This window comes from Streptococcus suis, from assembly GCF_002960625.1.
In the GTDB taxonomy this organism is placed as follows: domain Bacteria; phylum Bacillota; class Bacilli; order Lactobacillales; family Streptococcaceae; genus Streptococcus; species Streptococcus suis_T.
This window is the reverse complement of sequence record NZ_POJH01000031.1, coordinates 157,573-170,497: the sequence shown is the minus strand read 5'-3', so window position 1 is coordinate 170,497 and position 12,925 is coordinate 157,573. Positions and strand designations below refer to the sequence as shown.

Annotated in this window: 14 protein-coding genes; all 14 read left to right on the top strand. The window is 46.0% G+C overall.

The window, feature by feature from the left end; translation table 11 throughout:
* Positions 1-234 (top strand): DDE-type integrase/transposase/recombinase (locus C1G49_RS07700; RefSeq protein WP_010722260.1); only part of this gene is annotated, 234 nt, incomplete at its 5' end.
* A gap of 77 nt (positions 235-311) precedes the next feature.
* Complete coding sequence (locus C1G49_RS07695; RefSeq protein WP_050573140.1) at positions 312-602, top strand: PadR family transcriptional regulator; 291 nt, start codon at positions 312-314, stop codon at positions 600-602.
* Positions 589-1,089 carry a DUF2812 domain-containing protein gene (locus C1G49_RS07690; RefSeq protein WP_079267735.1) on the top strand — a complete coding sequence of 167 codons (501 nt, stop codon included), beginning with the start codon at positions 589-591 and terminating at the stop codon, positions 1,087-1,089. The genes C1G49_RS07695 and C1G49_RS07690 overlap by 14 nt, the downstream gene beginning before the upstream one ends.
* A 169-nt stretch (positions 1,090-1,258) precedes the next feature.
* Positions 1,259-2,293, top strand: a complete 1,035-nt coding sequence (gene hrcA, locus C1G49_RS07685; protein WP_105125229.1) for a heat-inducible transcriptional repressor HrcA — start codon at positions 1,259-1,261, stop codon at positions 2,291-2,293.
* Between the two features lie 12 nt (positions 2,294-2,305).
* The gene (grpE, locus tag C1G49_RS07680) at positions 2,306-2,818 is read left to right on the top strand and encodes a nucleotide exchange factor GrpE (protein WP_105120421.1); all 513 of its coding nucleotides are present in this window, start codon (positions 2,306-2,308) and stop codon (positions 2,816-2,818) included.
* Positions 2,819-3,043: 225 nt separating this feature from the next.
* On the top strand, positions 3,044-4,867 hold the full coding sequence (gene dnaK, locus C1G49_RS07675; RefSeq protein WP_002943084.1) for a molecular chaperone DnaK: 1,824 nt from the start codon (positions 3,044-3,046) through the stop codon (positions 4,865-4,867).
* Between the two features lie 729 nt (positions 4,868-5,596).
* Positions 5,597-6,733 carry a molecular chaperone DnaJ gene (gene dnaJ / locus C1G49_RS07670; RefSeq protein ID WP_105114409.1) on the top strand — a complete coding sequence of 379 codons (1,137 nt, stop codon included), beginning with the start codon at positions 5,597-5,599 and terminating at the stop codon, positions 6,731-6,733.
* 127 nt (positions 6,734-6,860) lie between these two features.
* Entirely contained in the window at positions 6,861-7,688 is an 828-nt protein-coding gene (locus C1G49_RS07665) for a lipoate--protein ligase family protein (RefSeq protein ID WP_105125222.1), read from the top strand.
* Between the two features lie 8 nt (positions 7,689-7,696).
* Entirely contained in the window at positions 7,697-8,899 is a 1,203-nt protein-coding gene (locus C1G49_RS07660) for an NADH-dependent flavin oxidoreductase (RefSeq protein ID WP_105125221.1), read from the top strand.
* Entirely contained in the window at positions 8,889-9,884 is a 996-nt protein-coding gene (locus tag C1G49_RS07655; RefSeq protein ID WP_105125220.1) for an MsnO8 family LLM class oxidoreductase, read from the top strand. The genes C1G49_RS07660 and C1G49_RS07655 overlap by 11 nt, the downstream gene beginning before the upstream one ends.
* Positions 9,881-10,213 carry a glycine cleavage system protein H gene (locus C1G49_RS07650; protein WP_053864394.1) on the top strand — a complete coding sequence of 111 codons (333 nt, stop codon included), beginning with the start codon at positions 9,881-9,883 and terminating at the stop codon, positions 10,211-10,213. The genes C1G49_RS07655 and C1G49_RS07650 overlap by 4 nt, the downstream gene beginning before the upstream one ends.
* Positions 10,206-11,027 carry a protein-ADP-ribose hydrolase gene (locus C1G49_RS07645; RefSeq protein WP_105125219.1) on the top strand — a complete coding sequence of 274 codons (822 nt, stop codon included), beginning with the start codon at positions 10,206-10,208 and terminating at the stop codon, positions 11,025-11,027. The genes C1G49_RS07650 and C1G49_RS07645 overlap by 8 nt, the downstream gene beginning before the upstream one ends.
* Positions 11,005-11,901: an SIR2 family NAD-dependent protein deacylase gene (locus C1G49_RS07640; RefSeq protein ID WP_105125218.1), complete on the top strand. Its 897-nt coding sequence runs from the start codon at positions 11,005-11,007 to the stop codon at positions 11,899-11,901. Before C1G49_RS07645 ends, C1G49_RS07640 begins: the two co-directional genes overlap by 23 nt.
* The gene (locus C1G49_RS07635; RefSeq protein ID WP_023369321.1) at positions 11,892-12,917 is read left to right on the top strand and encodes a lipoate--protein ligase; all 1,026 of its coding nucleotides are present in this window, start codon (positions 11,892-11,894) and stop codon (positions 12,915-12,917) included. Before C1G49_RS07640 ends, C1G49_RS07635 begins: the two co-directional genes overlap by 10 nt.
* Positions 12,918-12,925 lie beyond the last annotated feature (8 nt).

Here is a 12,925-nt window from a genome sequence, read left to right as displayed (position 1 = left end):
TTTTATCAAGGGACAGAACATCGTACCATTAAATACCTGAATAATTTGATTGAACAAGACCATCGTCCAGTAAAGAGACGCAATAAATTCTATCGAAGTTTACGCACTGCCTCTACCACGATTAAAGGTATGGAAGCCATCCGAGGATTATATAAGAAAACCCGAAAAGAAGGCACTCTCTTCGGGTTTTCGGTCTGTACTGAAATCAAGGTATTATTGGGAATCCCAGCTTAAATCATAGATACCGTAAGGGATTTTATTCTTTATTTAAAACTTTGCAACAGAACCAGTTAAAACGTGTCTATGTTCCCATGACAGAAACAGCCTTCTATATTCTCTTTCATTTACAGAAAGAACGACATGGTTACGATATTACACAGAAGACTAAGGAAGTCACGGCAGGGCAAGTCGTGATTAGCCCTGGAACCATGTACGGCACCCTGTCGAAAATGGAAAAGGACGGCTTGATTCGGTTTGTCAGGGAAGAAGATAAGCGGAAGTTTTATCGGATAACAGAAACAGGTCGAGAAATCCTAGACATAGAATTGGCTCGGATTGAACGGCTCTATCGAAATAGCAAGGGAGAAAATGATGGAGACTAGGACAGAGTTCAAGGTATTTTTTATCACAGATTTCAGTCAGCAAGCAGACTATCTCAGTGAGATGCATCAGCAAGGGTGGAAACTAGTTAAGATTAGCTGGCTCTTGTTTTATCATTTTGAAAAATGCCTGCCAGAAGGGGTTGTGTATCAGGTTGATTTCAAGAAAGCAAAAAATAAAGATAGAGAAAACTATCTGCATATGTACGAGGAATATGGATGGGAGTTTGTCGTATCCTGCCAAAATTTCAATATTTTTAGGAAACCTGCGAAGATGGGAGAGCTTGAATTATATGGTGATAGAGAAAATAAAGTGGAGTTTGTGAAAACAATCTTCCAAAGACGCTATTTGCCATCTTTGGGACTGTACGGCATTCTACTGGGAACAAGTTTGCGTTCGCGTCCAGGTTTTGTCTTAGGTATTTCTATCATTTATATTCCGCTTTTATTATTACTAGGCATCCGTTTTTATCGTATGGTAAAAGAGTAACTAGGTCCTCAGACTGATTTTTAGCACTCTAGGTAAAAGAGTGCTAATTTTTTGTCTTTTTCTCTTGACAATCCATTTTTTCGGCGTATAATGAGAGTATATAGTTTAGCACTCGACATACAAGAGTGCTAACGCTAAGAAATCAACCATGTTCATGAAAGGAGCGGAGATGATTACCCAACGTCAAAATGATATTTTGAATCTGATTGTTGAATTATTTACGCGCCATCATGAGCCTGTTGGTTCTAAGACCTTACAGGAGATGATTGCTTCCAGCTCTGCTACTATTCGCAATGACATGGCTAAGCTGGAGCAGCTGGGCTTGCTAGAAAAGGCCCACACTTCAAGTGGTCGGATGCCCAGTCGGGCTGGTTTTCAATACTTTGTCAACCACTCGCTCAATCTGGAACACATCAATGAAGAAGATGTTTATCAGGTGGTCAAGGCCTTCGACTTTGAAGCCTTCAAGCTGGAAGACATCTTGGAGCGGGCCAGTACAGTCCTAGCGGATTTGACAGGCTATACCTCGGTCATTTTAGATGTGGAGCCGACCAGTCAGCAGCTGACTTCCTTTGACATCGTGCAGCTCAGTAGCCACGATGCTCTGGCAGTCTTGACTTTGGACCAGTCTAAACCAGTCACTGTCCAGTTTGCCATTCCCAAGAACTTTTTGACTAGGGACTTGGAAGTGCTCAAACGCCTGGTGGATGAACGCTTCGTTGGACAGACAGTCTTGTCCATTCACTACAAGCTGCGGACGGAGATTCCCCAGGTGGTGCAACGTTACTTCACCACGACGGACAATGTCTTAGACCTGATGGACTACATCTTTTCCAATCTCTTCCAAGAATCGGTCTTTATCAGTGGAAAAGTTGCCTCGCTGACCTACGGCAATCTAGCTACTTATCAGCTCTTGGATAGCCCACAGCTATTAGCCCCAGAGTTGCGGCAGGGCTTGGCTCCAGACCAGCAGACCAGCATTTCCGTGGCGGAACATCGTGATCCAGCCCTAGCGGATGTGACAGTTATTCATCATCGCTTTCCAATCCCCTATCGGGGCATGGCCCAGATGAGTTTGCTTGGTCCTGTTGACATGAACTACCGCAGGCAGATGAGCTTGATTAACATCATCAGCCGCGTCCTATTTATGAAATTAACCGATTACTACCGTTATTTGAGCAGTAATCATTACGAAGTCAATTAGAAGGAGAATGCTTTGTCAGAAGAAATCAAAAACGAAGAAATCGTAGAAGAGGTTGAAGCAACAGAAGAAGTTGTGGAAACGCCTGAAATGTCAGAATTGGATTTGGCAATTGAGCGTGCCGAGGAATTTGAAAACAAGTACCTCCGTGCCCATGCTGAAATGCAAAATATCCAACGCCGTGCTAACGAGGAACGCCAAACCATTCAGCGTTACCGTTCGCAAGACTTGGCTAAGAAAATCTTGCCGAGCTTGGATAACTTGGAGCGTGCCCTTCAAGTCGAAGGCCTGACAGAAGATGTCAAAAAAGGCTTGGAGATGGTACAAGAAAGTTTGATTCAAGCCCTCAAAGAAGAAGGGGTGGAAGAAGTCGCAACAGATGTCTTTGACCCAAATCTTCACATGGCTATTCAAACTGTTCCAGCCACAGACGACTGCCCAGCAGAACACATCGCACAAGTCTTCCAAAAAGGCTACAAGTTGCATGAACGTCTGCTGAGACCTGCTATGGTGGTGGTGTCTGAGTAGTCGCTCTGCTATTTCCCCAAAAAGAAACTTGACCGAAATGTCATGCACAGTAGTTTGCAACCAATCGCTTCGTCGCGAGGCTCCTAGCTCTTGGGCAAACTTTGTGTCGGTAACTCTAAGGTCGCTAAAGCGACAAGAGTTACTCGAAAACTATGAAAAAACCTCGTCTGCAATGACGGTAAACTATGAATGAATAAAAGAAAACTAAAATAAGAGGTAACACACATGTCTAAAATTATCGGTATTGACTTAGGTACAACAAACTCAGCAGTTGCAGTTCTTGAAGGAACTGAATCCAAAATCATTGCAAACCCAGAAGGAAACCGCACAACTCCGTCTGTTGTATCTTTCAAAAATGGTGAAATCATCGTTGGTGACGCGGCAAAACGCCAAGCAGTAACTAACCCAGATACTATCATCTCTATCAAATCAAAAATGGGAACTTCTGAAAAAGTTTCAGCAAACGGCAAAGAATACACACCACAAGAAATCTCAGCTATGATTCTTCAATACTTGAAAGGCTACGCTGAAGAGTACCTTGGTGAAAAAGTAACTAAAGCTGTTATCACGGTTCCTGCTTACTTTAACGATGCACAACGTCAAGCAACCAAAGACGCTGGTAAAATCGCTGGTCTTGAAGTTGAACGTATCGTCAACGAACCAACTGCAGCAGCCCTTGCCTACGGTTTGGACAAGACTGACAAAGATGAAAAAATCTTGGTATTCGACCTTGGTGGAGGTACTTTCGACGTATCTATCCTTGAACTTGGTGACGGTGTCTTCGACGTACTTGCAACAGCAGGTGATAACAAGCTCGGTGGTGACGACTTTGACCAAAAGATTATCGACCACATGGTAGCAGAATTCAAGAAAGAAAACGGTATCGACTTGTCAGCTGACAAGATGGCCCTTCAACGTTTGAAAGATGCGGCTGAAAAAGCGAAGAAAGACCTTTCTGGTGTAACATCAACTCAAATCAGCTTGCCGTTCATCACTGCAGGTGCAGCTGGTCCGCTTCACTTGGAAATGACATTGACTCGTGCGAAATTTGACGAATTGACTTACGACCTTGTAGAACGTACAAAAGTTCCTGTTCGTCAAGCCCTTTCAGATGCTGGACTCAGCTTGTCAGAAATTGACGAAGTTATCCTTGTCGGTGGTTCAACTCGTATCCCAGCCGTTGTGGAAGCTGTTAAGGCTGAAACTGGTAAAGAGCCAAACAAATCTGTAAACCCTGACGAAGTTGTTGCTATGGGTGCAGCAATCCAAGGTGGTGTCATCACTGGTGATGTCAAAGACGTTGTTCTTCTTGACGTAACTCCATTGTCACTTGGTATCGAAACAATGGGTGGCGTATTTACAAAACTCATCGACCGCAATACAACTATCCCAACTTCTAAATCACAGGTCTTCTCAACTGCGGCAGACAACCAGCCAGCTGTTGATATCCACGTGCTTCAAGGTGAGCGTCCAATGGCAGCGGACAACAAGACTCTTGGTCGTTTCCAATTGACTGACATCCCTGCAGCACCTCGTGGTATTCCACAAATCGAAGTAACATTTGACATTGACAAGAACGGTATCGTTTCTGTAAAAGCCAAAGACCTTGGTACGCAAAAAGAACAAACTATCGTTATCCAGTCTAACTCAGGTTTGACTGACGAAGAAATCGACCGCATGATGAAAGATGCAGAAGCAAACGCCGAAGCAGATAAGAAACGTAAGGAAGAAGTAGACCTTCGTAACGATGTTGACCAAGCAATCTTTGCGACTGAGAAAACTCTTAAAGAAACTGAAGGCAAAGGCTTTGACGCAGAACGTGACCAAGCCCAAGCAGCTCTTGACGAGTTGAAAGCAGCACAAGAAGCCAACAACTTGGACGACATGAAGGCTAAACTTGAAAACCTCAACGAAAAAGCTCAAGCCCTTGCAGTGAAACTCTACGAGCAAGCCGCAGCAGCACAACAAGCAGCCGCAGGCCAAGAAGGTGCCCAAACAGCTAACAACGCAGGCGATGATGTTGTAGACGGCGAGTTTACTGAAAAGTAAGTTAAGATGTGAGAGCGTTAAGAGAACGACAGAAAAATAGGAACTTGACGCTGAATGCTTGCATTCAAGGAAAGTTATCTTTTTTCCGAAGTTCTTAGCTCGAACTCAGTTCTCATCCTATCGAGAATGGGAATTCAGAAACGAGCGGTTGGTCCGGGTGATTGTTTTATCCCGAGCCACGAAATTCTTTACTAGGCTTCGTTAACTCTCCTCGATGAACTCCGGTTCAATCTTCGTCCAGTTGCCTAGCCTAGTCTTGAATTTCTTTGAGTATCTAGAACAAGGAAAGTTATCTTTTTTCCGAAGTTCTTAGCTCGAACTCAGTTCTTATCTTCTCGAGAATAGAAATCATTATTAAATCAAGATTCCAATCACAGAGGTTGCAACCCAGCCTCTGTTTTTGGGTAAATAACCCTTCTAACTTTTAAAGAAAGAAAAGTGTTCGTAATCGAATACGGGCTATTTTCTAATTTTCAAAGAAAGGAATACAAGTTCGTTTATTCGAACACAGGCTAAAAACCTAGTGAAAAAGATAAACTTCCTAGTGTGTTTTACACACTGCGTCAGTTTCCTGTTTTCACTTTTCCAAAACCATGATAGAAAGGAAAGTGTTCGTAATCGAACACGGGCTACGGACTGTGCCAAAAAGATAGTTTTTCCTAGGACGGTGAGGTCCTACGTCAAAACTCCTATTTTGGCTGTGTCCGCTTTACGCCCTTAGTATCTTATATGAACAACACAGAATTTTACGATCGTCTGGGGGTTTCTAAGAATGCTTCGCCAGATGAGATTAAGAAGGCTTATCGGAAGCTTTCAAAGAAATACCATCCAGATATTAACAAAGATCCGGGTGCGGAGGATAAATACAAAGAAGTTCAAGAGGCTTATGAAACCTTGAGTGATCCGCAGAAGCGTTCTGCCTATGACCAGTTTGGTCCAGCTGGGGCAAACGGTGGATTCGGCGGCGGAGCTGGTGGTTTTGGTGGTTTCGATGGAGCTGGTTTCGGTGGTTTTGAAGACATCTTCTCAAGCTTCTTTGGTGGTGGCGGTGCGACCCGCAATCCTAATGCTCCTCGTCAAGGGGATGACCTCCAATACCGTGTTAACCTTAAGTTTGAAGAGGCAATTTTCGGCGCAGAGAAAGAAGTTTCTTATCACCGTGAAGCTACTTGTCGGACTTGTACGGGTTCAGGTGCTAAACCTGGTACTAGTCCAGTAACCTGTGGACGCTGTCACGGTTCAGGGATTATCAATGTGGACACGCAAACACCACTTGGTACCATGCGCCGTCAGATGACCTGTGATGTTTGTCATGGTCGTGGGAAACAAATTAAGGATCCATGTACAACTTGTCGCGGAACCGGTCATGAAAAACAAGCCCATACAGTAACAGTGAAGGTGCCAGCAGGTGTGGAAACTGGTCAGAAAATCCGTCTGGCAGGTCAGGGGGAAGCAGGTTTTAATGGAGGTCCTTACGGAGATCTCTATGTGGTCATTCAAGTCCAGGCTTCAGATAAGTTTGAGCGTGAGGGGACAACAATTTATTATAAATTAGACCTCAACTTTGTTCAGGCAGCCTTGGGTGATACGGTCCATGTGCCAACCGTTCACGGTGATGTGGATATGGTGATCCCTGAAGGAACCCAGACAGGTAAGACCTTCCGTCTGAAAGGCAAGGGGGCTCCAAGTGTTCGTGGCGGGGCTATCGGTGATCAGTATGTGACGGTTAATATTGTTACTCCTACAAGTCTGAACGACCGTCAACGTGCAGCTCTTAAAGAATTTGCAGCGGCAGGAAACATTGATATCAAACCCCATAAAAAAGGCTTCTTTGACAAGGTAAAAGATGCTTTTGAAGAATTGTAAATCAAGATTAAGACTGGATTTTATCTAGTCTTTTTCTGTTTTTCATAAAGGAAATAACATTTTTTCGGTTGTATTAAATCGCTTTGTGTTAAAATAGGGATAGCAAATTGAAAGAGAACGCTTACGGATGAAATCTTGGGTTGAGAATGTAACCATAAAAAAATACGAAGATCGGTCTGGCTTGACAGGTTTGAAACAAGGGCCGTTGGTGTGGACAGAGGTCTTTTTGCGCGAGGTCAATCGTCAGTCCAATACAGGAATTTTACATTTTTGGCCCATGGACCAAACGGTCATTCTGGGGATGATGGACAGTCAGGTGGCCCAGCTGGACAAGGGCTTAGCCAGTATTGGTCAGGCAGGCTACAGTCCTATTATTCGGAGTTTGGGCGGTTTGGCAGTCGTTGCGGATGAAGGGATTTTAAATGTCACTCTGATTTTGCCCAATCCTTCTGGTCACAAGGTTGATTTGCGGGAGTCTTATCAGGTCATGGTGGATTTGATTGCCCAGGCGCTTTCGGATTTTCCCTTCGATGTGGTCAGTGGTGAGGTGGCAACTTCCTACTGTCCTGGGACCTACGACCTTAGTATCGAGGGGCGGAAGTTTGCTGGGTTGGCTCAGAGGATTTATCAAGAAGCTATTGCTATTTCTGCCTATATCAGTGTATCGGGCAATCAAATGAAACGGGGGCAAGTGGTGGCTGATTTTTATGCGGCAAGTTTTGCTCCGCAAGCAGTATCGGACAGATTTCCGCAAGTAAATCCGAATTCGATGGCTAATCTGTCAGACTTGGTCGGTCAGGCTTTGACGGTGGAGGATATGAAAACACGAATTGAGCGTGTGTTGATTGAAAACGGGGCTTTTCTAACCACCTTTTATCCCTCGTCGGACAACATGGCTGATTTTATGGCGCTCGGAAAGACCATCAAGCAGTCTATGGAAAAATATGGTATCTAGGAGGAAATATGGAAACCTATCAAGCATTATTTGAAGCTCTGCCATTGCACCAAACCGTCCTAGCCAATCGTTTTGTCCTGTCGCCCATGGTGACCAATTCCTCCACAGCGGATGGCTTGGTGACCCAGGATGATTTGGACTATGCGGAGCGGCGGGCGGATGCGGCTCCATTGCAAATCACAGGGGCGGCTTATGTGGACCCCAAGGGACAATTGTTCGAGTTTGGCTTTAGCGTGGCCAAGGATGAGGATGTTGATGGTTTGCGAAAACTGGCCCAGGTCATGCAGTCCAAGGGTGCAAAGGCAATCTTGCAACTGACCCATGCTGGTCGTTTTTCCAGCCACACCCTTCAGCGGGACAAGCTGGTCTATGGTCCCAGTCCCATGAAACTCCATGCTCCCTTTCCCCATGAGGTCAAGGAGTTGACCATAGCAGAGCTGGAAGAGCTGGTAGAGGCCTATGGTCAGGCGACGCGACGGGCTATTGAGGCGGGTTTTGCAGGAGTGGAGATCTCTTCTGCCCAGCGCTTGCTGATTCAGACCTTCTTTTCGACCTTTTCCAATCAACGTCAGGACCGCTATGGCTGTCAAAACTTGGAAAATCGTTCCCGTTTTGGTTTAGAAGTCTTGCGGAAGGTTCAGGAAGTGATTGACCAGTTGGCGCCAGCTGACTTTATCCTTGGTTTTCGGGCAACGCCTGAGGAAACAAGGGGAGCCAGTATCGGCTATTCTATCGAGGAATTTTTACAGTTCATGGACATGGCTTTGGATGTCGCAAGGATTGACTACCTAGCCATCGCTTCATGGGGGCATGATGTCTTTCGTAATCAGGTTCGAGGATCTGGGCGTCATCAGGGGCGCTTGGTTAATCAGGTGGTCCACGATGCCTTAAAGGATAGGCTGGTGGTTATGGCGACAGGGGGTATCAATTCGGCGGAGAAGGCTATTGAGGCCTTGGAGCATGCGGATATGGTTGGTCTGTCAACACCTTTTATCACCGATCCTGAGTTTGTTCACAAGATTGCGGCCGGCAAGCCAGAAGACATCCAATTGCGGATCAAGCCAGAAGACCTATCTAAGCTGGCTATTCCCCAGGCCTCTTTCAAGGATATTGTTCCCTTGATGGACTATGGGGAGTCGTTGCCGAAAGAATCGAGAGAGGTTTTCCGTAGCCTAGAAAAACACTACGAGGAGGAAAGGTATGAAAATTAGTCTTTTGGACTATGGGCTTTTGGATGAGGGGCGGACCTACCAGGAGGCCTGGCAGGATAGTTTGGCGCTGGTGCAGGCGGCGGATCGCTTGGGCTACCATCGGTTTTGGTTGGCGGAGCACCACAATGTCCATGCCCTGACCATCGGCAGTCCCGAGGTCGTGATTTCTTACTTGGCCAGTCAGACCCAGCGGATTCATCTGGGTTCGGGCGGTATCATGGGCTTGCATTATTCGCCTTATAAAATAGCAGAGCTGGCAGCCAGTTTGGAAACTCTTTTTCCAGGTCGGGTGGACATCGGCTTGGGAAATTCTACTGGAACGGCTCTGGTTAAAGAGCACATGCGTAGCCAGTTTCAACCCAGTCAATTTGATCAATGGGTCCAGCAGTTTACAGGTTATCTAACAGGAAAAGATGAAGCCATTGGTCTGTCGCCCAAGCCTGCAAGCTACCCAGAAATCTTCACCTTAGGGATGGGTGGTCAGTCCATGGCCCTGTCTGCTAAGGAGGGCTTGGGCTATGTCTTTGGTAGCTTCCCTTACATTCCCCATGATCCTGTGGAAACAGCTGGAAAATTGGCTCAGGATTACCGCAGGGAGTTTCAGCCGTCAGACATCATGGCGCAACCGCATTTTGCCCTGGCCCTCTTTGTCGTGATTGCGGAAACCAGTCAGGAGGCAGAAGACCTAGCAAAATCACTAGATATTTGGATGTTGGGCAAGCAAGATTTTAATGAGTTTACCCATTTTCCAAGCCTAGCCACCTATCAGGCCTATGAACTGACGGAGCAGGATAGGGAAAGAATTACCCAGCACCGTAGTAGGATGATAATCGGCAATCCAGCAGAAGTCAAGGAGCAACTTGAAAGACTGGTTGAAGCTTGTCAGCCAGACGAACTCCTCTTTATCCCCTTGGTTTCAGGAATTGATAATCGCTTGAAAGCCATCGAATTACTAGCACAAATTGTAGAAAGTGAGACACTATGAAAAAAATTGCCAACTACCTCTGGGTAGAAAAAGAAGATGCTATGTACACTATTCGTATGACAGCAGAGTTGCAGGATGATGTCGGTACACTTGGTTTTGTTATTTTTTCCGACAAGGAAGTCTTGGAGGTCAATGATGAGATTCTCAATCTCGAAGCCTCAAAAACAGTTATGGCTATCCTGACCCCTATTGCAGGTCGGGTGGTAGAGCGCAATACGGCTGCTCTGGAACAACCAACCCTGCTCAATTCGGAAAAACCAGAGGAAAACTGGTTGATTCGCTTGACCGATGTGTCTGAAGAAGCCTTTTTAGCACTTGAAGATGCTTAAGGAAGAGATGCTGGACTTGCTGAGGTCTATGATTGCCATCTTGAAGACTGAGAAGGGTGATCTACAGTCAGCGGAGCTTGAATTGACTAGTCTTGAAGAGGCTCTTCCGATTTGGAGAGGTTTGGTCAATCAACGACCAGCGGGACCGATTGGGGCGGACTATCTGGTAGCGGAGGAGGCCTTTCTAGCAGCCTATCATGAGGAACATATGCAGGATGTGTCAGTCTGTCAGCCGACGAGCGATCCTCAGATTTTTCTCTATCCAGGAGATTTGTGTCATTTGCAGGTTGATGCAGTGGTCAACGCTGCCAATAGTCAGATGCTAGGCTGTTTTATCCCCAACCACGCCTGTCTGGACAATGCCCTCCATACCTTTGCTGGTTTGGAGTTACGCCAGTTTTGTGCCAAGAAAATGGAAGACCAAGGTCTTCCAGCAGCAGTTGGCAAGGTCATGGTGACACCTGGTTTTCACCTGCCAGCTGGTTTGGTTTTCCATGTGGTGGGACCTTTTATTCCAGAAGGCGAGTCTGTTTCACCTATTCGAAAAGGACTTTTGGAGCAGTGCTACTTGTCCTGTTTAGAGGAGGCTATGGCGCGTGGACTGGGGACACTTGCCTTTCCAGCCCTGTCAACAGGGGAATTTGGCTATCCTAAGGACCAGGCGGCAGAAGTGGCAGTTCCTACTGTCCGCAAGTGGTTGGTGGAAACAGCCTATCCCCTAAATGTCATTTTTTCGACCTATACGGTGGAAGACCAGGGCTACTATACAGCCTTATTAGGAGAAAAGGAGGATGTCCATGTGGCAGACGCTTAAACAAGAAGAAAAAACTCAGGCAGAGCTGCTTGCTGGCTTGCTGGCTGAAGCTGATGCGGTGGTGGTGGGCATTGGAGCAGGCATGTCTGCGGCGGATGGCTTTACCTACATCGGTCCTCGTTTCGAAGCTGCCTTTCCTGATTTTATCGCCAAGTACGGCTTTTTGGATATGTTGCAGGCCAGCCTTTTTGACTTTGAAAGCACGGAGGAATACTGGGCCTTTCAGAGCCGCTTTGTTGCCCTTAATTATCTGGACCAGCCTGTCGGTGCTTCCTATATTCATTTGCGGGAGCTTTTAGAAACCAAGCCCTATCATATCATCACCACCAATGCAGACAATGCCTTTTGGGTGGCCGACTACGATAGAAATAAGATTTTCCATATTCAAGGGGAATACGGTCTCTGGCAATGCAGTCGTCATTGCCATGACCAGACCTATCGCGATGATGCCCTCATTCGCCGTATGGTAGCAGAGCAGGAGGATATGAAGATTCCCTATGACCTGATTCCGCGTTGTCCAGTCTGTGATGCTCCTTTCGAGATTAACAAACGCAATGCAGAGAAGGGCATGGTTGAATCACCAGATTTCTTTGCCCAAAAAGCCCGCTACGATGCCTTTTTGGAAAGCTATCAAACAGGCAAGGTTCTCTATCTGGAAATTGGGATTGGCTTTACCACGCCGCAGTTTATCAAGACACCTTTTCAAACAAGAGTTCAGCAAAATCCCCAGGCCCTCTATGTCTGTCTTAATCAAAAACACTATCGCCTGCCTCTGCCTATTAGGGAACGAAGTTTGACCCTGGCAGAAGACAGTGCCCAATTATTAAAAGAAACCCATAAAATTTATTTTAAAGGAGATACCCCATGTACCTAATCGAACCAATCCGCAACGGTCAATATGTCAGCGATGGAGCAGTTGCTCTAGCTATGCAGGTCTATGTTCAACAAAATGTCTTCTTGGATGACGACATTCTCTTCCCTTACTATTGTGACCCCAAGGTAGAGATTGGCAAGTTCCAAAATGCCTTGGTCGAAATCAATGAAGACTACCTCAAAGAGAACAATATTCTCTTAGTCCGTCGTGATACAGGTGGCGGTGCCATCTATGTGGACAAGGGTTCTGTCAATGTCTGCTACTTGATTCAGGACAACGGGATTTTCGGAGATTTCAAACGTGCCTACCAGCCTGCCATCAAGGCCCTACATGAGCTAGGAGCTGTTGAGGTAGAGCAAACAGGACGAAATGACCTGGTGATTGAAGGGAAAAAGGTATCAGGTGCAGCCATGACCATCAGCAACAACCGTGTCTATGGTGGCTACTCTCTTCTTTTGGATATTGACGAAGAAGCCATGTCCAAGGTCCTCAATCCCAATAAGAAAAAGATTGAATCAAAAGGCATCAAGTCTGTCAAAAGCCGTGTGGGAACCATCCGTCCATATCTGGCAGAAGAATATCAGTCGGTCACAACAGAGGAATTTAAGAACCTCATTACTTGCAAGTTATTGGGTATTGACTCCATCGACCAGGCCAAACGCTATGTCTTGACTGAGGAAGACTGGGCAGCTATTGACAAATTGGTGGCAGACAAGTACAAGAACTGGGAATGGAACTACGGCAATTCGCCACAGTATAGCTACCACCGTGATGGTCGTTTTGCTGGGGGAACCGTGGATATTCACCTCGAAGTTGAAAAAGGCCGCATTGCCAAATGCCGTATTTACGGAGATTTCTTTGCCAAGGGCAATATTGACGAAGTCGAAAACAAGCTAATCGGTACACGTTTGCTCGAAGAAGACCTTCAAGCAGCCTTGGCAGATTTGGATATGGCCCATTATTTTGGTAAGATTAGTGCGGAAGAATTGGTCGGCTTGATGCTGAGTGAAGGATAAAAACAGAA

Excerpts from the sequence above, each read along its gene's own strand:
- C1G49_RS07695 (WP_050573140.1), top strand. The coding sequence starts at position 312 with ATGACAGAAACAGCCTTCTATATTCTCTTTCATTTACAGAAAGAACGA.
- C1G49_RS07690 (WP_079267735.1), top strand. The coding sequence starts at position 589 with ATGATGGAGACTAGGACAGAGTTCAAGGTATTTTTTATCACAGATTTC.
- hrcA (WP_105125229.1), top strand. The coding sequence starts at position 1,259 with ATGATTACCCAACGTCAAAATGATATTTTGAATCTGATTGTTGAATTA.
- dnaK (WP_002943084.1), top strand. The coding sequence starts at position 3,044 with ATGTCTAAAATTATCGGTATTGACTTAGGTACAACAAACTCAGCAGTT.
- dnaJ (WP_105114409.1), top strand. The coding sequence starts at position 5,597 with ATGAACAACACAGAATTTTACGATCGTCTGGGGGTTTCTAAGAATGCT.
- C1G49_RS07665 (WP_105125222.1), top strand. The coding sequence starts at position 6,861 with ATGAAATCTTGGGTTGAGAATGTAACCATAAAAAAATACGAAGATCGG.
- C1G49_RS07660 (WP_105125221.1), top strand. The coding sequence starts at position 7,697 with ATGGAAACCTATCAAGCATTATTTGAAGCTCTGCCATTGCACCAAACC.
- C1G49_RS07655 (WP_105125220.1), top strand. The coding sequence starts at position 8,889 with ATGAAAATTAGTCTTTTGGACTATGGGCTTTTGGATGAGGGGCGGACC.
- C1G49_RS07650 (WP_053864394.1), top strand. The coding sequence starts at position 9,881 with ATGAAAAAAATTGCCAACTACCTCTGGGTAGAAAAAGAAGATGCTATG.
- C1G49_RS07645 (WP_105125219.1), top strand. The coding sequence starts at position 10,206 with ATGCTTAAGGAAGAGATGCTGGACTTGCTGAGGTCTATGATTGCCATC.
- C1G49_RS07640 (WP_105125218.1), top strand. The coding sequence starts at position 11,005 with ATGTCCATGTGGCAGACGCTTAAACAAGAAGAAAAAACTCAGGCAGAG.
- C1G49_RS07635 (WP_023369321.1), top strand. The coding sequence starts at position 11,892 with ATGTACCTAATCGAACCAATCCGCAACGGTCAATATGTCAGCGATGGA.